This is a genomic window from Pseudomonas putida W15Oct28 (assembly GCF_000708715.2).
GTDB classification, from domain to species: domain Bacteria; phylum Pseudomonadota; class Gammaproteobacteria; order Pseudomonadales; family Pseudomonadaceae; genus Aquipseudomonas; species Aquipseudomonas putida_R.
Genome location: NZ_JENB01000010.1, coordinates 11269 through 28827 on the forward strand (window position 1 = coordinate 11269; position 17559 = coordinate 28827).

Below are 17559 nucleotides of genomic sequence, written 5' to 3' on the forward strand. Positions count from 1 at the left end.
ACCCGCAAAAACCTTGCGATGTGCTGGAGATAACGACAATGACTTCGGTGTGGCGAACCAGCGGGTGGGTGTTGGTAGGGGCGGCTTTGATTCTGGCGCTGTCTCTGGGTGTGCGGCACGGCTTTGGTCTGTTTCTGGCGCCGATGAGCGCCGATTTTGGCTGGGGCCGTGGGGTGTTCGCCTTTGCCATTGCCTTGCAAAACCTGATCTGGGGTTTGGCGCAACCGTTCGCCGGTGCCTTGGCCGACCGTATGGGGGCGGCGCGGGTGGTGATCATCGGCGGGATTCTTTACGCCGTCGGTTTGATCCTCATGGGCATGGCCGACTCTGCCTGGTCGTTGTCGCTCAGTGCCGGTTTGTTGATCGGCATCGGCCTGTCCGGCACATCGTTCTCGGTCATCCTCGGCGTGGTCGGGCGTGCGGTGCCCGCAGAGAAGCGCAGCATGGCCATGGGCATTGCCAGCGCCGCCGGTTCGTTTGGCCAGTTCGCCATGCTGCCGGGCACCCTTGGCCTGATCCAGTGGCTGGGTTGGTCCGCAGCGTTGCTGGTGCTGGGCCTGATGGTGGCGTTTATCGTGCCCTTCGTCGGCCTGCTGCGCGACCGGCCGCTGCCCAGCCATGGCGCCGAGCAGACCCTGGGCCAGGCGCTGCGCGAGGCATGCTCGCATTCCGGCTTCTGGTTGCTGGCGCTGGGTTTCTTCGTGTGTGGTTTCCAGGTGGTGTTCATTGGCGTGCACTTGCCGGCCTACCTGGTCGACCAGCACCTGGCCGCGACCACCGGTACCACGGTGCTTGCGTTGGTCGGCCTGTTCAATATTGTGGGTACGTTCACGGCTGGCTGGCTGGGTGGTCGCATGTCCAAGCCGCGCCTGCTGACCGGGCTGTACCTGCTGCGTGCGGTGGTGATCGTGCTGTTCCTCTGGGCGCCGGTGAGCGCGTTCAGTGCCTACCTGTTCGGCATCGCCATGGGCCTGCTGTGGTTGTCCACGGTGCCGCTGACCAATGGCACCGTGGCTACGCTGTTCGGGGTGCGTAACCTGTCCATGCTCGGCGGTATCGTCTTCCTGTTCCACCAGCTGGGTGCCTTCCTCGGTGGCTGGTTGGGCGGGGTGGTCTATGACCGCACCGGCAGCTACGACCTGGTCTGGCAGATTTCCATCCTGCTCAGTCTGTTGGCCGCTGCCCTGAACTGGCCCGTGCGCGAACGGCCGGTTGCGCGCCTGCAGGCCCAGGCCGCATGAACCGCTACCTGGCCCGCGGGTTGCTTGCCCTCGGCGCGCTGGTGCTGCTGGCGCTGGCGTGGTGGGGGTGGCACAAGGGTGGGATGGCATTGATGCAACTGGGCATGAGTATTTGTTAGGTAAGGCGGGCGCCAATGCACCTGCCAAAAATTGCTGTCAGAGGCCTTAGATTGCAGTGGTAAGCCGCGATGTTGGCGTCTAACCACTGGTCTGGCTCAACCGCCCACCAGCTGATGTCATAGCCTGCGTTGTAGACAATATGTTCGAAAAGTATGCGCTGAGCCCGACCGTTTCCGTCGCGAAAAGGGTGAACTACGTTGAGTTCGGAATACTCATTGGTGACCGATACAATCAGTTCGTCCCGCGACATTTGTTCGTACCAGTCAGCCGCTTCTATGCGCTGAAACACCTGAGCCGCCTGCCTTTCCATGAACTCGGGTTGGCAGAAGCGCGTGTCCTGCTTTGATATAGCGACCGTCCGCAACTGTCCCGCCCAGTCGTAAAGGTCGGAAAACAAAGCGGCATGGATTCTTCTGAGATAAGCCAGGTCGTAGGGTGGTGGTTCGAACTCGATCTGTTCTGCTGAAATTGCAGTAAGCAAGCGTTCGGCTTTTTCTAGCTGGTCATCTTCCTGGATTCCCAGCTTGTTACGCAGTGTCTGACTGCGGGGGTAGCAGTAGGGGTCTTGCGCGATACCGTATTTATCGCGCATCAGCTGCTGCGTTTCAGAAAAGCTCTGAGCACGTCTTCTTTGGCCGGCAAAGGCTTTTCGGCGTCCTCGGCAGAGGTGGTGAACCCTTCAAGGCGCAGGCTTGCCATGTAGTTTGAGCGCCGCTTGCTGGCTGCATGGGCTTTTTTGGCTTGTAGACTGATCGGGGCCATTGTTTGACTCGTTCAGTGTTGAGGTGCGGAAATTATAACGCAAAGTGCTCGCGAAAGGTTTGCGGCGCTGGGTGGGCATGAGTGCCTGTCTGGCGCTACCCTGCAATCTCAGGGGTTGTCTAGCAGGAGAAACGAATCATGCGTGCTCATTGGTTGACTGTGCCGTTGTTGGGTGTGCTTGCCAGCACGTCGAGCTGGGCTGCTGATTGCCCGGCGTTGTTGCAGGGCAGCCTGCCGGAATTGCGTGGCAAGGGGCAGGTCGACCTGTGCCAGCGCTTTGCCGGCAAGCCTTTGGTGGTGGTCAACACGGCCAGCTATTGTGGGTTTGCACCGCAGTTTGAGGGGCTTGAGTCGACGTACAAGGAGTATCACGAGGAAGGCTTGGAAATGCTTGGCGTGCCGTCCAACGACTTCAAGCAGGAAGATGCCGACAGCGAGAAGACTGCCAAGGTTTGCTATGCCAACTACGGCGTTACCTTCACCATGACCAAGACGCAGGCGGTGCGGGGCAAGGATGCGATACCGCTTTTCGCCGAGCTGGCCAGCCAGAGCAGTGCGCCGAAGTGGAATTTCTACAAGTATGTTGTCGACCGCAAGGGCAAGGTGATCGGTAACTTCTCTAGCCTGACCAAACCGGATGATCCGGAATTCCGCGCAGCCATCGAGAAGGCCATCGCTTCGCAGCAGTAATTTCGCTGCTCTTGCTCTTGCTCTTGCTCCGGCTTTTGCTTCTAAGCGCGCGATAGTTCAGGCGACGCAGATTGCGACTTCAGGAGGCCGAACGTAGGGCTTGCGAAGGGAGGTGGCGGGCATGGATGCCCGTCAAGCGCTGGGCCCCAGGATGGGGCCTGCAGCGCGGTCCTCCCGGGAGCAAGCCCGGAGCGAGGGGACCCCGGAGCGAAGCGTAGGGGCCGGATGATGGGAGCGGACGGTTTTTGGTTCCTTTTTGCCACGACAAAAAGGGACCCGCCGGAAGGGCGGAAAGGTGACTCAGCGCCACTTGCGCGAACGAATGTCTCCACTGTGGTGAGGCCCACATCGTAAAAACCAAGAAGCTTAAGCGGTGGTTTTGATATAGCGGATAGTCCATTTGCGATGGCGACGCTTACTCACTTTTTCGCTCTTACAGCGAGTCACTTTTTGTCAAACGCCCCCCGTGTCAGCCTACCTGTCGCCTCTATTGATTGACTCAATCTTCCAAGGGGGCGAAGGTGCAAGGTAATGAAAAAGCGTTATGACTCTGAATTCAGAGACTGGGCTGTTCAGCAAATGATGCCGCCTCTGAACCGTTCTGTGGCGGAGCTTGCCGTTGCAATCGGCGTTACTCCGCAGTCCCTGCGAAACTGGAGACAAATGGCTAGAGAGAAAGGGTTGATCGTCCCTGGTAACAACAAGACCAGCGATCAATGGTCCAGCGCCGACAAATTCAATACTGTCATGGAGACAGCTCCCTTGAGTGAGATCGAGCTCTCTCAGTATTGCCGTATGAAAGGGATATTCCCTGAGCAGATCCAGCAATGGCGTTTGGCTTGCCAAAACGCCAACGAGGTAGCTGAGCCCCAACCTTGTGCCAAGAAAACTGCAGAACAAAGGCGCATCAAGGAACTAGAACGTCAGTTGTCGAAGTCTGATGCTGGTCGCAAAGAGGCGGAGGCTTTACTGGAACTGCGAAAAAAAGCCAATGCGATCTGGGGCAAGGACAAGGAAGACTGATCAGTTCCTCAGATCGCATGCAGGCACTAGGTTTGATAGCCGAAGCTGTCGAAGCGGGGGCAAGAAAATCCCATGCGTGCCGCGAGCTAGGGCTGTGCCTTCGAACGATCCAGCGCTGGCGCCATAGCAACGGTGATAGGCGTCAGACAGTTCAACGCGAGGCACCACCGAACAAGCTAAGTGTGGCGGAGCGACAGGCAGTATTAGCGGCTGCAAATCAGCCAGGTTATGCCAGCCTGACACCGCATCAGATCGTGCCCAAGTTAGCAGATGAAGGTATTTATCTGGCATCGGAATCGACTTTCTATCGAGTGCTCAAAGAGGCGAATCAAAATGTGCGCCGAGGCCGGGCTAAAGCCCCGAAACGCCGAATCTTGACTACGCATCGAGCGGATGGCCCAAACCAGGTGTGGTGCTGGGACATCACATGGTTGCCAACCACGATCAAGGGGCGTTTCTACTACTGGTACATGGTCAAAGACATCTACAGCCGCAAGCTTGTAGTTAACGAAGTCCATGAATCCGAATGTGCTGAGAACGCCTGTGTGCTGCTTGAGAAAGGGTGTTTGCGTGAGCGAACAGCGGGTCGCCCTTTGGTACTGCACTCTGACAACGGCCTTGTGATGAGGGGCTCACTGTTACGCGAACAAATGGTTTCGCTGGGTGTTAAGCCTTCGTTCAGTCGTCCGCGGGTGAGCAATGATAATGCTTATGCGGAAACACTCTTCCGCACTGCGAAGTACTGCCCACTGTGGCCAGATCGTCCGTTCGACAGCCTTATGGAAGCGAGACTCTGGGTGCAGAAATTTGTCGAGTGGTACAACGAAGAGCACCGGCACAGTGCCCTGCGATACGTCACGCCCAACGAGCGTCACGAAGGCAGAGCGACCGCGTTGCTACAGGCGCGAGCGGCATTGTATTCGTCTGCCAAAGCAGCTAATCCGACACGCTGGAGCGGCCAGACGCGAAATTGGCGACTTGCAGATGCTGTTTACTTGAATCCGGAGCGCCCGGAAGCTGGCGTTGCCATAGCTAGCTGAAGTTAAGGCGACAGGTACATTGACACGCACCGAACGCGACAAAAAGTAACCAAAAAACGCTGCGCTCCGATCATCCGGCCCCTGCGCTGCGCTCCGGGGTTCCCTCACTCCGGCCTTGCTCCCGGGCGGACCGCGCTGCAGGCCCCATCCTGGGGCCCAGCGCTTGACGGGCATCCATGCCCGTCACCTCCCTTCGCAAGGCCTGCGTTCGGCCTCCTGAAGTCGCGAAGATCAAGATCAAGATCAAGATCAAGATCAAGATCAAGATCAAGAGCTGGGCTGGGCTGGCTGGCAGCTGCGCATTTCTCAAGCGGTGCTTGGACCGCGTCGCGCTATGCGCGACAATAGCGATCATTTTCGGAGCCCCCCATGACCGATTTCACCCCCGACGCCATCCTCGATGCCACCGGCCTGAACTGCCCGGAACCAGTGATGATGCTGCACCAGCACGTGCGTGACCTGGCCGCTGGCGGCCTGCTCAAGGTCATCGCCACCGACCCGTCGACCCGCCGCGACATCCCCAAGTTCTGCAACTTCCTCGGTCACGAACTGCTGCAGCAGCAAGAAGACGCCGGTACCTTCCTGTACTGGATCCGCAAGAAAGCCGACTGAAGCGCTCTGGAACACGCCCGACGTTGCGCCTACACTGCGTTCCCCAGACAGGAGAGCGCCATGCTGATAGTTGCCGACGAGAACATCCCGCTGCTCGATGCCTTCTTCCAGGGTTTCGGTGAAATCCGCCGTTTCCCCGGCCGAAGCCTCGATGCCGCCAGCGTCAAGGACGCCGATATCCTGCTGGTGCGCTCGGTAACCAAAGTCGACCGCCAGTTGCTCGAAGGCAGCCGCGTACGCTTTGTCGGCACCTGCACCATCGGTACCGATCACCTGGACCTGGACTACTTTGCCGAAGCCGGCATTCGCTGGAGCAGCGCGCCGGGCTGTAATGCCCGGGGAGTGGTCGACTACGTGCTGGGCAGCCTGCTGACCCTGGCCGAGCTGGATGGCGCGGCACTGCCCGAGCGCGTGTATGGCGTGGTGGGCGCGGGTGAGGTGGGTGGCCGCCTGGTGCGGGTGCTGCACGGCCTGGGCTGGAAGGTGCTGGTGTGCGATCCGCTACGCCAGGCCGCCGAGGGTGGCAACTACGTCAGCCTGGAAACCATCGTGCAACAGTGCGATGTGATCAGCCTGCATACCCCGTTGCAGCGCGGTGGCGAGCACCCGACCTGGCACCTGTTGGGCCAGGCGCAGCTGGCGCAGTTGCGCCCGGGTGCCTGGCTGATCAACGCCAGCCGTGGCCCGGTGGTGGACAACGCCGCCCTGCGCGAGCTGCTGCTGGACCGGGAAGACGTGCATGCGGTGCTGGACGTGTGGGAGGGCGAGCCACAGGTGGACCTGCAACTGGCCGACCTGTGCACACTGGCCTCGCCGCACATTGCCGGCTACAGCCTCGACGGCCGCCAGCGTGGCACGGCGCAGATCTACCAGGCGCTGTGCCGTTTCCTGGGTGTGGACGAGCAGGTGCAACTGGCCGACTTGCTGCCCCGACCGCCGCTGTCGCAGATCGAACTGGATGCCAGCACCGACCCGGCCTGGGCCTTGGCGACCCTGTGCCGCGCCGTGTACGACCCCCGCCGCGACGATGCCGACTTCCGTCGCAGCCTGAGCGATGACCCGCAGCAGCAGCGCGCGGCGTTCGACCAGCTGCGCAAGCAATACCCGCCGCGGCGCGAGATCGAAGGGTTGGCAGTGCGCTTGCGCGGTGAGTCGCCGCAGCTGGCGCAGTTGGTCAGTGCCTTGGGGGCGGAGTTGGTCTGAAGATCCGCAATTCCCGCAGGTTTTGCAGTCCCCCTGTAGGAGCGGCCTTGTGTCGCGATCGGGCCGCAGGGCGGCCCCAGGATTTCAGCTTCGCCGTCTAGACTGCAGGGGCCGCTTTGCGGCCCGATCGCGACACAAGGCCGCTCCTACAGGAGGGCGGTGTACCCGGCTGTCGGGCAATAAAAACCCGGCGCAAGCGCCGGGTTGCAAAAAATCGCCGATCAACCTTTGTGTACGCGCTCGACCCGGCTTTCTTCCAGGGCCTTGCAGGCCTGCTGGATCATCTGCTCGGTGATAGGCACTTCGCGCCCCTTGCCGTCGATGATCGAACCGCATGCCTGTGGTGGCGGGGTGGTCTGAGGCTTCTGGTTGTCACTGCCATGCTGCAAGCTCATGCACTGTCTCCTCTTCAGGTTCAAGTTCAGGGTAGCCCTGCGCCGTGACTGGCCTGTGACAGCTTCTGTGTCACGGCAGCAACAGTCCAACAGAAACCCTGTGAAAGCTCCACCATCTGTTTAGACCGATGCGTTATAGCAACCTGCATCCATTCCCCCTGCCCGGATGAGTGGTAGTCTGCGGTTTCCCCGCCAGTGTAGCCGCCGCCATGCCCGATTCGGTTTCCCCGCGCCAACGCCGTGCCTTGCGCCTGGCTTGGCAGTTCGTACGTCCGTACCGCCGACAGGTGTTGCTGGCCTTGTTGGCCCTGGTGGTCACTGCCGCCATCACGCTGTCCATGGGCCAGGGCATCCGCCTGCTGGTAGACCAGGGCTTCATGACCCGCTCGGCGCACCAGCTCAACCAGACCATCGGCCTGTTCCTGCTGCTGGTGCTGGCCCTGGCGGTAGGCACCTTCAGCCGGTTCTACCTGGTGTCGTGGATTGGCGAGCGTTGCGTGGCCGATATCCGCCGTGCCGTGTTCGACCACCTGATCGGCCTGCACCCCGGCTTTTTCGAAGATAACCGCAGCTCTGAGATCCAGTCGCGGCTGACCGCCGACACCACCTTGCTGCAATCGGTCATCGGTTCATCGCTGTCGATGTTCCTGCGCAACGCGCTGATGGTCATTGGTGGTGTGGTGCTGTTGTTCATCACCAACCCCAAGCTCACCAGCATCGTGGTGGTCGCCTTGCCGCTGGTGCTGGCACCGATCCTGCTGTTCGGTCGCCGGGTGCGCAGCCTGTCGCGTCAGAGCCTGGACCGGGTGGCCGATGTCGGCAGCTACGTGGCCGAGACCCTGGGGCAGATCAAGACGGTGCAGGCCTACAATCATCAGGCGCATGACCGCGAACGGTTCGCCGAAACGGTCGAAGCCGCCTTTGGCGTGGCCCGCAAGCGGATTGCCCAGCGTGCCTGGCTGATTACTCTGGTGATCGTGCTGGTGCTGGGGGCGGTGGGGGTGATGCTGTGGGTCGGCGGCATGGATGTGATCGCCGGGCGTATTTCCGCAGGCGAACTGGCGGCGTTCGTGTTCTACAGCCTGATCGTCGGTAGCGCGTTCGGCACCCTCAGTGAGGTGATCGGCGAGCTGCAACGTGCAGCGGGTGCGGCCGAGCGCATTGCCGAACTGTTGGCGGCGCGCAGCGCGATCCTGCCACCCACCGTGGCGCAAGAGCTACCGCAGCAGCGGGCCAGCGGACGTATCGAGCTGCAGCAGTTGGTGTTTGCCTATCCGTCACGGCCCTCGGTGGCAGCCGTCGATGGCCTGAGCCTGGTCATCGAGCCCGGGCAGACCGTGGCCCTGGTTGGCCCGTCGGGGGCGGGCAAGTCGACCCTGTTCGATTTGCTGCTGCGCTTCTACGACCCGCAGCAAGGGCGCATCCTGCTGGATGGCCAGCCGGTTACCGAGCTAGACCCCGAGCAACTGCGCCGGCAGTTCGCCCTGGTGGCGCAAAACCCCTCACTGTTTCGCGGAACGGTGGAGGCCAATATCAGCTATGGCCGGCCCGAAGCGACCCTGGCCGAAGTCGAAGCAGCGGCGCACGGTGCCCATGCCGATGAATTCATCCGGCAGCTGCCGCAAGGCTATCAGACGCCGTTGGGCGAGGGTGGCATCGGCCTTTCCGGCGGGCAACGCCAGCGCCTGGCGATTGCCCGGGCCTTGCTGGTCGATGCACCGATCCTGCTGCTGGACGAGGCCACCAGCGCGCTCGACGCGCAGAGCGAACACCTGATCCAGCAGGCGTTGCCCAGTCTGATGGCCGGGCGTACCACGCTGGTGATCGCCCATCGCCTGGCCACGGTGCAGCATGCCGAGCGCATCGCGGTCATCGACAAGGGCCGGGTGGTGGCGGTGGGTACCCACCGGCAGTTGATCGAGGAAAGCCCGCTGTATGCGCGGCTGGCGGCCTTGCAATTCACAACCGGCTAACCCGTCGCGAGTTTGTAACAATTTTGTAGCAATTGCCTGAGAGTATCTGGCTCAACTGTTGCGTAAGTGCTCGACCTGGCTGCCATTACTTGATGGCAGCTTTTTTTTGGCCTGCCAACAAGCACATGGAATGTCTTACCTGGTGTTGCGGATGCGCGCCATTCCTTTCCTTCCGGTTTCGAGATCCACGATGTTGCGTAAATCCCTCAGAGTGCAAATTCTCTCGCTGCTCGGCGGCAGCCTGGTGGCGGTGCTGTTGATTGCCCTGGTGTGTTTCCAGTTTTTGTCGTCCAGCGTGCGCGGTTACGCCGAGCTGGTGGACGGGCCGCTGCGGGCCTCGCAATTGGTTGACGAAGCCAACCTGCAGTTCAAGATCCAGGTGCAGGAATGGAAGAACGTGCTGCTGCGCGGGCGCCAGCCTGCTGAAATGGACAAGTACTGGCAGCAGTTCCAGGCCCGCGAACAGCAGGTGCAACAATTGCTCGGGCAACTGATCGACAGCAGCGACGCCAGGCTCAAGGCACCGTTGCAGCAACTGCGTGACAGCCACCGGCAGTTGGGCCAGGCCTATGCGCAGGGCCGCCAGGCCTTCCTCGCCGCCGGTGGCGACCCGGTAGCCGGCGACCTGGCAGTCAAGGGCGTGGACCGCGCTGCCAGTGAGCAGATGAGCGAACTGGTCGAGCAACTGCGTGCCGATGCCCGCCAGCGTGCGGCCAGCATTAGCGCCAGCGCCGAGCGCACGGTATGGCTGGGCCTGCTGGTGATGCTGGCCTCGGCGGTGCTGGTGGGGCTGCTGAGCCTGTGGCTGGTCAACCGCAGCCTGATCGAGCCGATCCGCCAGTTGATCGAGTACGTCGCGCAGCTTAGCCAGGGCCGTTTTGCCGCCCGGGTGGACAGCCGCCGCGAGGATGAACTGGGGCGCCTGGCGCGGGCGGCCAACACCCTGCGCGACTTCCTCGCCGACACCGTCGGCCGGCTGAAGGACAATGCCCAGGAGCTGGAAGGTGCCAGCGGCCAGTTGCGCAGCATTGCCGGCGACATGGCCCGCGGCACCCATGACCAGTTCCAGCGTACCGACCAGGTGGCCACGGCCATGCACGAGATGTCTGCCACCGCCCAGGAAGTTGCCCGCCATGCTGCCGAAGCTGCCCGCGCGGCGGATGACGCCGACCACAGTGCCCAGGCGGGTGAGCAGGTGATGCAGCAGACCATCGATATCATCGGCGTGGTCAACCGCGAAATCGCCGGCACGGCGGCGGTAATCCGCGACCTGGAACACGACAGCACGCGCATCGGCAAAGTGCTGGAAGTGATCCGCGGTATTGCCGAACAGACCAACCTGCTGGCGCTCAACGCGGCCATCGAGGCGGCCCGCGCCGGTGAGGCCGGGCGTGGCTTTGCGGTGGTGGCCGATGAGGTGCGCAGCCTGGCCCAGCGCACGGCAGCCTCGATTGCCGAGATCCACCAGATCATCGAAGCAGTGCAGTCGGGTGCGGTGGAAGCGGTCAAGGCCATCGAAAGCGGCCAGCAGCGAAGCGAAGAGGGGGCCGAGCAGGTGCAGCAGGCAGGTCAGATGCTGCAGCGTATCACCCAGGCGGTAGAGGCGATCCGCGACATGAACCGGCAGATTGCCACGGCGGCCGAAGAGCAGACCAGCGTGGCCGAAGACATCTCGCGCAACCTGATTGAAATCACCCGCATCGCCACGGCCAACCAGGAGTCGGTGCAGTACACCGAGCAGGCAGGGCAACGCCTGCATGGGTTGTCGGGGCAACTGGGTGAAGTGACCTCGCGCCTGAGTGCCTGACACTTTTCAGACGCAACAAAAAGCCCGCGCAAGGCGGGCTTTTTGATGAGGATCTGGTCGGAGAGACAGGATTCGAACCTGCGGCCTTCTCGTCCCGAACGAGACGCGCTACCTGGCTGCGCTACACTCCGATGAACAAAATCCTACTGCATCCCGTTTTCGCCCACAAGCCCTTGTAGTTAAAAGGGGCTTTGCCAAAACGGGTGCCTGATCACAGCTCTTTTACGGTGCGGATCTGGTCCTTGTTCAGGCGCGTGCGCTTGCCGTCCAGTTGCTCGAATTCGTAGAAGCCGGAGTCTTCATCGAAGCTCGGGGTGTCGGTGGCCTGGATTTCGCGGCCATCGTTCAGGGTAATGACGGTCGGCGATGCACAGCCGGCAAGGGCGCCCAGGCCCAGGGCGAGCAGGAAGGCGGGAAGGGTCCGTTTGATCATCGTGATTCTCCAGTTGCGATGGTGCTGAATGACAGTTAAGACGCAGGGCGTTGGTGCAAGTTCCTTTCAAGTGCAGCATAGCGACAAATCGGGCTGGTTGACCCAGCGCAATGGTCGTGGGCACAACGCTGGCAAAGTTGCGCTGTGTTATAACTGCGGCCATCCATCTTCTGGTGACGGACACCCATGAAAGCCAAGGCAGATACCCCCTTCGTGCCGTTGAATATCGCCGTGCTCACGGTCAGCGACACCCGCACCTTCGACACCGACACCTCCGGGCAGATGTTCGTCGACCGCCTGAGTGCAGCTGGCCACCGCCTGGCCGAGCGTGTGCTGCTGAAGGACGACCTGTACAAGATCCGCGCCCAGGTCGCCACCTGGATTGCCGATGACGTTGTGCAGGTGGTACTGATCACCGGCGGCACCGGCTTTACCGGCCGTGACAGCACGCCCGAGGCAGTGGCCTGCCTGCTGGACAAGCAGGTCGAAGGCTTTGGCGAGCTGTTCCGGCAAATTTCCGTGGCCGACATCGGCACCTCCACCGTGCAGTCGCGCGCCCTGGCCGGGCTGGCCAACGGCACACTGGTGTGCTGCCTGCCGGGCTCGACCAATGCGGTGCGCACCGGCTGGGACGGCATCCTGGCCGAGCAGCTCGATGCACGCCATCGCCCGTGCAACTTCGTGCCGCACCTGAAGCAGGCAGCGGCCTGTGACAGCCGTGGCTGAGGTTAGCCAGGCCCGGCCACTGATGCCGGTGGAGCAAGCCCTGGAGCAACTGCTGGCGCTGGCCGAGGCGGCGCCGATCCGTGATACCGAGAACCTGCCATTGGCCGAGGCCGATGGCCGCGTGCTGGCCACCGACCTGGTGGCCTCGCTCGACCTGCCGCCCTGGCCGAACAGTGCCATGGACGGCTATGCCTTGCGCAAAGCCGACTGGCAGGGCGAGCCACTGCCGGTCAGCCAGCGGATTTTCGCCGGCCATGCACCGCAGCCCCTTCAGCCGGGCACCTGTGCGCGCATCTTCACCGGGGCGCTCGTGCCTGAAGGTGCCGACTGCGTCGAGATGCAGGAAAATACCGACGTGAACGACGACGGTCGGGTGCGCTTTCTCGAACCCTTGCATACCGATCAGAACATCCGCCCCCAAGGCCAGGAAACCCGCAAGGGCGAGCGGGTGATGAGCGCCGGCACCCGGCTGGGGCCGATCGAACTGGGCCTGGCGGCGACCTTGGGTCACGGCCGCCTGGACGTGGTGCGCAAGGTGCGGGTGGCGGTGCTGTCCACGGGTGATGAACTGGTCGAGCCCGGTTTGCCGCTGGGGCCGGGGCAAATCTACAACAGCAACCGCCGGCTGCTGGTCAGCTGGTTGCAGCGTCTGGGCTGCGATGTGGTCGATGCAGGCATCCTGCCGGATGATTTGGCGCTTACCCGCGCCTGCCTGGCCTCGCTGGGCGACGTTGACCTGATCCTGTCTACCGGCGGTGTCTCGGTGGGCGAGGCCGACTACCTGGGTGCGGCCCTGCGCGAAGCCGGCGAGCTGGCCTTGTGGAAGCTGGCGATCAAGCCGGGCAAGCCACTTACCTTCGGCCACTTTCAGGGCGTACCGGTGATCGGCCTGCCGGGTAACCCGGCCTCTACCTTGGTCACCTTTGGCCTGCTGACCCGGCCCTATCTGCTCCGTCGCCAGGGCGTGGAAGATGTCACGCCGCTGCGCTTCGACATGCCGGCAGGCTTTGACTGGCCCAAGCCCGGCACGCGGCGCGAGTACCTGCGTGCACGCATCGAACAGGGCCAGGTGCGTATCTACAAGAACCAGAGCTCCGGCGTGCTGCGCAGCGCGGCGTGGGCCGAGGGTTTGGTGGAAGTGCGAGAGGGCAACACGCCGAAACAGGGCGACAGCGTGCCGTTCATTCCCTTCAGCGAGCTACTTGGCTGAGCGGCCTAGCCAGGCACTGCCCAGCGGCGCGGCCTCGGCGGGCGCTGCCTGGGCCAGGCGCATGTGCACGTTCTCCAGTTGCTGAGCGGCCACGCTCCAGTCGTGGCGCTGGCGGGCGAACTGGCGCCCGGCAGCGCTCAACTGGCTCATGCGCCACGGCTGGTTGAGCAGTTGGGTGATCAGCAGGGCCAGCTGGTCGCCGTCATCACTGCCCAGGTAGTGCTCGCCGTTGTTTGCGGTCAGGCCCGATACGCCTTTGCCGGTGGTTATCACCGGTAGGCCTGCGGCCATGGCCTCAAGGATTTTTACCTTGGAGCCGCCGGCATAGCGCAGCGGCGCGAAGAACAGTGCCGAACGCTTTTGCAATTCACGCAGGTCAGGACGGTAGCCGAACCATTCGATGCGCGGGTCGTTCCAGTGCAGTTTCCAACTGGCTGGCAGGGCATGCCCGGCTATCGCCAGGCGCACCGCGGGGTTGCTCATCCACACCTGCGGCATGATGTCTTCCAGCGCCCACTCGATGGCCTCAAGGTTGGCGCCATATTCGAAGTTGCCGACGAACAGCAGACGCTGGCTGTGCAGCGCGGGGTCCACGTGCTGGTAGAAATCACAGTCCACACCATTGACCACCACGTTCACCGGGCGCCCGCTGATCTGCTCGATCAGCTCGGCATCGTGGGCGCTGACTGCTACCAGTTCCGTGGGCTGGCGTAGCACCCGCTGCTCCCAGCGCCGGTAGCGCCAGCGGTCGAAGGCGTTGAGGGGGCGCAGCCACAGGGGCAGCCGGTCGTGGCAGGCACCGCCCATCACCGACTCAAGTGTATGTTCGCTGAGCATGTAGGGCAGCCCGCGGGCCTGCAGGGCCTTCTCGAACGGTTGAAAACTGTAGCTGTGCTCGATCTGTATCACGTCCCAGGGTTCGTCCAGCAATTGCTCGAAACGGTGCCGCAGGCAAGGGGACAGGCCGTTGATGATGGCCCGCATGGGGTAGTCGATGATCGGCGAAGCCAATAGGTTCAGCGGGCTGTGCAGCGGCCGACGGGGCATTACGATCAGGCGTTCGAGCAGTGGCTCCAAGGCTTCGCGGGCTGTATCGCTGAGGGGGATTTTCGACTGCGCCAACAGGGTAATGCGGTGGCCCTGCTGCGCCAGTGCGCGCATCAGGTGGTATTGCCGGGTCTTGCTGCCACTGGTGGTCGGCCAGGGTAGGTAGGGCAGTGTCCAGAGAATGCGCATGACCCGGAATCCTCGTGAAAGGCCGCGGATGAAAAGACGCGCCCATCGGCAGTGTGCTGAACACCACTGCCGGGGCGCGTCCATGGCTAGGGTTTCGAGCCCGGCAAACAGAAGTCAAAAGGCTGACTTCCCAGGGAGTTTTGTTTGCCTAGGTCAAAAACTTGTCAAAAGTTCATTTTCTGAGCATAGCGCGCATTGTCGGGTGTGGGAAAAAGACCAGGCTGGCTTCGGTATTTTTTTGTGGGCATGCAACGATCGGTGAGCGGGCATGGTCGAGATCTGGGTCGGTCAACTTCACGGAGAAGCGCGATGCAAGGGCGCAAGGCAATGCTGATCCTGCACGGCAAGCAGGCGATGAATGAAGCGCTGCGCAGCGCCGTGTGCGACCTGCGCGATACCGGCTGGGTGCTGGATGTACGTGTCACCTGGGAGGCGGGTGACGCGCAGCGTCTGGTCGGCGAGGCGCTGACGGCGGGGTACAGCCATATCGTCGCCGGCGGTGGGGACGGCACGTTGCGGGATGTGGCCGAGGCCATGGGGCTGGCGGATGCCGAGGCCAGCCTGGCGCTGTTGCCGCTGGGCACGGCCAACGATTTCGCCAGGGCCGCCGGCATACCCCTGGAGCCAGCTGAGGCATTGGCGCTGCTGAACACGCCGGCGCAGGCCATTGACCTGGGCCAGGCTGGCGACCAGTTGTTCCTCAACATGGCCACGGGTGGGTTTGGTAGCCAGGTCACCGCCAACACCTCCGAAGACCTGAAAAAAGTGCTGGGTGCTGCAGCCTACCTGTTCACCGGGTTGTCGCGCTTCAGCGAACTGCAGGCGGCCTCCGTGGAACTGCAAGGGCCTGACTTCCAGTGGCAGGGGAGCTTGCTGGCACTGGGTATCGGCAATGGTCGCCAGGCTGGGGGCGGGCAAGTGCTATGCCCCGAGGCGGTAGTGAACGACGGTTTGCTCGACATTGCCATCTTGCCGGCGCCGCAAGAGGTGGTCGGGGCAGTGCGCGACCTGTTGGCCGGTGACGGCCTTTTTGTCCGCGCCAGGTTGCCCTGGGTCGAGATCAAGAGCGCGCAGGGCCTGGACATCAACCTCGATGGCGAGCCGTTGCAGGCCGGCAACCTGCGCTTTCAGGCCAGGCCTGGCGCGTTACGCCTGCACCTGCCGGCCGGGTCGCCGTTGCTTAGTCATCCAGGCTGATGATTTTCTCGCGTATAGCGAACAGCACGAGGCCGGCCACGTCATGAATCTGCAGGCGCTTCATGATTTGCGAGCGGTGGGTTTCCACGGTCTTGATCGACAGGCCCAGGCCAGTGGCGATTTCCCGGGTGGATTTGCCGCGCACGATCAGGCGCAGGATTTCCAGTTGTCGCGCAGTGAGGTTATGCCGCTCGCCAGCCGCTTGCTTGCCCTGCTTGGTGTGCCGTAGTGCCTGGTTGATGACGGTGTGGGCAATGGCCGGGCTGAGGTAGCGTTCGCCGTTGCGCACCGCGCCCAGGGCGTGTTCCAGTTCGGTGGCGCTGGTGTCCTTGAGCAGGTAGCCATGGGCGCCGCTTTCCAGGGCCCGCATGATCAGGTCCGGGTCGGTGTGCATCGACAGGATCAGCACCTTGCAGGTATTGCCGCTTGCCCGCAGTTGGGTGAGGGCGTCCAGGCCGCTGGTCGAACGCATGGAGATGTCCAGCAAGACGATGTCGGGCGCCAGGGCTCGTACCTGTTCGAGCAGCTGGCTGCCGTCGTCGGCTTCCCCGATCACGGCATAGTCGGGGATGTCGCAGACCAGTGCGCGCACGCCGGCGCGGATCAGCGAGTGGTCGTCTACCAGCAGCAGTCTACAGGTCATGGGTGGCCTTGCTCCCGGCGCGTTGCTGGGTACGTGCAGGCCACGGGAACACCGCCTCGATACGCGTGCCCATGCCGAGCTGACTGGTGATGTCGAGGCTGCCCTGCAAGGCGGTGACCCGCTCCTGCATGCCGGCCAGGCCGCGCTGGCCAGCCTCGGCCGGGTGCCGCGCCGGAACGAAACCACGGCCATCGTCGTGGATCGACAACGCCAGCCCCTCGGGGGTGCGCTGCAGTTGAATGATCAGGTTACCTGCCTGTGCGTGGCGCAGCATGTTGGTCACGGCCTCCTGGGTAATGCGAAACACCGCCATGGCCACGGCCTCGTCGATGCCGCCCAGGCGCTGGTTGCACGCCAGGCTCCAGTGCACGCCGCTGCTGGCCAGGGTGCGCACCAGGTGCGCGCGCAGGCTGGCTTCCAGGCCAAGGCTGGCCAATTGCCGAGGGTTGAGCAGGGCAGACACGTCGCGCACGTTGCCCAGAGTGTCATCCAGCGTGCTGTGCAGGGTGTTGCAGTGGCCCTGCAGGTCGTCGGGCATGCGCCGTTGCAGCCACTGCAGTTGCAGCTTGGCGGCGGTGAGCAGTTGGCCGATGTCGTCGTGCAGTTCCCGGCTCAAGTGCTGGCGCTCGTCTTCCTGGACCTTGAGCATACGCTCGGCCAGTTCTGCCGGGCGCAGGCTGATCGACCTGGCGCCCAGGCCCAGGTAGACGACGGTACCCAGCGTACCGGCCAGTTGCAGCACCAGCAGGCTGGCCGGGACCGCCTGGCTGGCCAGGCACAGCATCAGGTTGGCGACCAGCGAGGCCACGCATAGCGCGGCCGTCGCCCAACGCAGCAGGGCAACGCGGGTGCAGCAACGCAAAGAAGTCTTCAAGCGTGGGAGCATAGGTAGGGAAGCCACTGAAGTATTGCTGATGGAGGCCTTGCACAATGCTGCTCAGAGGCTTTGGCGCACTACTTTCGATGTTTTTTCGAACACGTGATCGTTCAACCTTTCTTCAGGTTGCAAGCGTTTGTGGGGGCGCATATTACCACTTCGCACTGTATCGGTGGCGGCTGGGTAACGCCTTGAAACGCCTGCTGGTCGGGCATTGGCGGGTAGCAAAGTGCCACCCTTTGATCGCGCATTACGCACTTGTCGTGTAACTAGTGCGTTAATGATTCAACTTCGCCCCCCGAAAACTTGGAGAACTTCCCAAGTTCGACCTTTGCGGGGCTTGAAAGAACGTGCTTAGTTGCACTTTGTGT

At 62.7% G+C, this 17559-nt stretch carries 18 protein-coding genes, 1 tRNA gene and 1 pseudogene; 12 read left to right on the top strand and 8 right to left on the bottom strand.

Features of this window, described 5'->3' with window-relative positions:
* The first annotated feature begins 38 nt into the window (after positions 1 to 38).
* Entirely contained in the window at positions 39 to 1241 is a 1203-nt protein-coding gene (locus AK81_RS08765) for an MFS transporter (protein ID WP_043198345.1), read from the top strand.
* On the top strand, positions 1238 to 1360 hold the full coding sequence (locus tag AK81_RS30610) for a hypothetical protein (RefSeq protein ID WP_275452970.1): 123 nt from the start codon (positions 1238 to 1240) through the stop codon (positions 1358 to 1360). The genes AK81_RS08765 and AK81_RS30610 overlap by 4 nt, the downstream gene beginning before the upstream one ends.
* Here the strand turns inward: AK81_RS30610 and AK81_RS08770 are convergent.
* Both AK81_RS08770 and AK81_RS29265 read right to left on the bottom strand, forming a co-directional pair.
* Positions 1357 to 1953, bottom strand: a complete 597-nt coding sequence (locus tag AK81_RS08770) for a putative adenosine monophosphate-protein transferase Fic (protein WP_043198347.1) — start codon at positions 1951 to 1953, stop codon at positions 1357 to 1359. The genes AK81_RS30610 and AK81_RS08770 overlap by 4 nt on opposite strands.
* Complete coding sequence (locus AK81_RS29265) at positions 1953 to 2123, bottom strand: YhfG family protein (protein ID WP_154100748.1); 171 nt, start codon at positions 2121 to 2123, stop codon at positions 1953 to 1955. The genes AK81_RS08770 and AK81_RS29265 overlap by 1 nt, the downstream gene beginning before the upstream one ends.
* Before the next feature lie 138 nt (positions 2124 to 2261).
* Here AK81_RS29265 and AK81_RS08775 point away from each other — a divergent pair, with 138 nt between their 5' ends.
* From AK81_RS08775 to pdxB, 4 genes are all read left to right on the top strand, one after another.
* Positions 2262 to 2813, top strand: a complete 552-nt coding sequence (locus AK81_RS08775) for a glutathione peroxidase (protein ID WP_043198350.1) — start codon at positions 2262 to 2264, stop codon at positions 2811 to 2813.
* 531 nt (positions 2814 to 3344) lie between these two features.
* Positions 3345 to 4876, top strand: a protein-coding gene (locus tag AK81_RS28010) for an IS3 family transposase (protein ID WP_430297935.1) whose coding sequence is annotated in 2 segments (ribosomal slippage) — positions 3345 to 3810 and positions 3810 to 4876 — 1533 coding nt in all. Because the reading frame shifts where the segments join, the coding sequence is not laid out codon by codon here.
* Positions 4877 to 5245: 369 nt separating this feature from the next.
* Positions 5246 to 5488 (top strand): sulfurtransferase TusA, encoded by a 243-nt coding sequence (gene tusA, locus AK81_RS08790; protein ID WP_016500764.1) that lies wholly within the window; start codon positions 5246 to 5248, stop codon positions 5486 to 5488.
* A 60-nt stretch (positions 5489 to 5548) separates the two neighbouring features.
* Positions 5549 to 6691, top strand: a complete 1143-nt coding sequence (pdxB, locus tag AK81_RS08795) for a 4-phosphoerythronate dehydrogenase PdxB (RefSeq protein WP_043198353.1) — start codon at positions 5549 to 5551, stop codon at positions 6689 to 6691.
* 221 nt (positions 6692 to 6912) lie between these two features.
* Here pdxB and AK81_RS30210 read toward each other — a convergent pair whose 3' ends face one another.
* Positions 6913 to 7086 carry a PA1571 family protein gene (locus tag AK81_RS30210; protein ID WP_193393751.1) on the bottom strand — a complete coding sequence of 58 codons (174 nt, stop codon included), beginning with the start codon at positions 7084 to 7086 and terminating at the stop codon, positions 6913 to 6915.
* A 209-nt stretch (positions 7087 to 7295) separates the two neighbouring features.
* Between AK81_RS30210 and AK81_RS08800 the strand changes: the two genes are divergently transcribed.
* The 3 genes and pseudogenes from AK81_RS08800 to AK81_RS30775 all read left to right on the top strand — a co-directional run bounded on the left by AK81_RS08800 (position 7296) and on the right by AK81_RS30775 (position 10866).
* Complete coding sequence (locus AK81_RS08800) at positions 7296 to 9059, top strand: ABC transporter transmembrane domain-containing protein (RefSeq protein ID WP_043198354.1); 1764 nt, start codon at positions 7296 to 7298, stop codon at positions 9057 to 9059.
* Between the two features lie 763 nt (positions 9060 to 9822).
* A pseudogene (locus tag AK81_RS30770) lies at positions 9823 to 9981 on the top strand (HAMP domain-containing protein); the annotation flags it as partial.
* Positions 9982 to 10152: 171 nt separating this feature from the next.
* Entirely contained in the window at positions 10153 to 10866 is a 714-nt protein-coding gene (locus AK81_RS30775; protein ID WP_430297968.1) for a methyl-accepting chemotaxis protein, read from the top strand.
* Positions 10867 to 10920: 54 nt separating this feature from the next.
* Here AK81_RS30775 and AK81_RS08810 read toward each other — a convergent pair.
* Both AK81_RS08810 and AK81_RS08815 read right to left on the bottom strand, forming a co-directional pair.
* A tRNA-Pro gene (locus AK81_RS08810) sits at positions 10921 to 10997 on the bottom strand.
* Positions 10998 to 11077: 80 nt separating this feature from the next.
* Positions 11078 to 11299 (bottom strand): YgdI/YgdR family lipoprotein, encoded by a 222-nt coding sequence (locus AK81_RS08815; protein ID WP_043198356.1) that lies wholly within the window; start codon positions 11297 to 11299, stop codon positions 11078 to 11080.
* 186 nt (positions 11300 to 11485) lie between these two features.
* Here AK81_RS08815 and moaB point away from each other — a divergent pair, with 186 nt between their 5' ends.
* Both moaB and AK81_RS08825 read left to right on the top strand, forming a co-directional pair.
* The gene (gene moaB, locus AK81_RS08820) at positions 11486 to 12025 is read left to right on the top strand and encodes a molybdenum cofactor biosynthesis protein B (protein ID WP_043198357.1); all 540 of its coding nucleotides are present in this window, start codon (positions 11486 to 11488) and stop codon (positions 12023 to 12025) included.
* A 22-nt stretch (positions 12026 to 12047) separates the two neighbouring features.
* Positions 12048 to 13235 (top strand): molybdopterin molybdotransferase MoeA, encoded by a 1188-nt coding sequence (locus tag AK81_RS08825; protein ID WP_050491857.1) that lies wholly within the window; start codon positions 12048 to 12050, stop codon positions 13233 to 13235.
* Here the strand turns inward: AK81_RS08825 and AK81_RS08830 are convergent.
* On the bottom strand, positions 13224 to 14471 hold the full coding sequence (locus AK81_RS08830) for a glycosyltransferase family 4 protein (RefSeq protein WP_043198358.1): 1248 nt from the start codon (positions 14469 to 14471) through the stop codon (positions 13224 to 13226). The genes AK81_RS08825 and AK81_RS08830 overlap by 12 nt on opposite strands.
* Positions 14472 to 14780: 309 nt before the next feature.
* Between AK81_RS08830 and yegS the strand changes: the two genes are divergently transcribed.
* A complete protein-coding gene (gene yegS, locus AK81_RS08835; RefSeq protein WP_043198359.1) occupies positions 14781 to 15668 on the top strand; it encodes a lipid kinase YegS in 888 nt (295 codons plus the stop codon).
* On the opposite strand, the gene AK81_RS08840 is transcribed toward yegS, so the two are convergent.
* Together AK81_RS08840 and AK81_RS08845 are read right to left on the bottom strand one after the other, a co-directional pair.
* Positions 15652 to 16311 carry a response regulator gene (locus AK81_RS08840; protein ID WP_043198361.1) on the bottom strand — a complete coding sequence of 220 codons (660 nt, stop codon included), beginning with the start codon at positions 16309 to 16311 and terminating at the stop codon, positions 15652 to 15654. The genes yegS and AK81_RS08840 overlap by 17 nt on opposite strands.
* Positions 16301 to 17197 (bottom strand): sensor histidine kinase, encoded by an 897-nt coding sequence (locus tag AK81_RS08845; RefSeq protein WP_043198362.1) that lies wholly within the window; start codon positions 17195 to 17197, stop codon positions 16301 to 16303. Before AK81_RS08845 ends, AK81_RS08840 begins: the two co-directional genes overlap by 11 nt.
* Between the last annotated feature and the right edge of the window lie 362 nt (positions 17198 to 17559).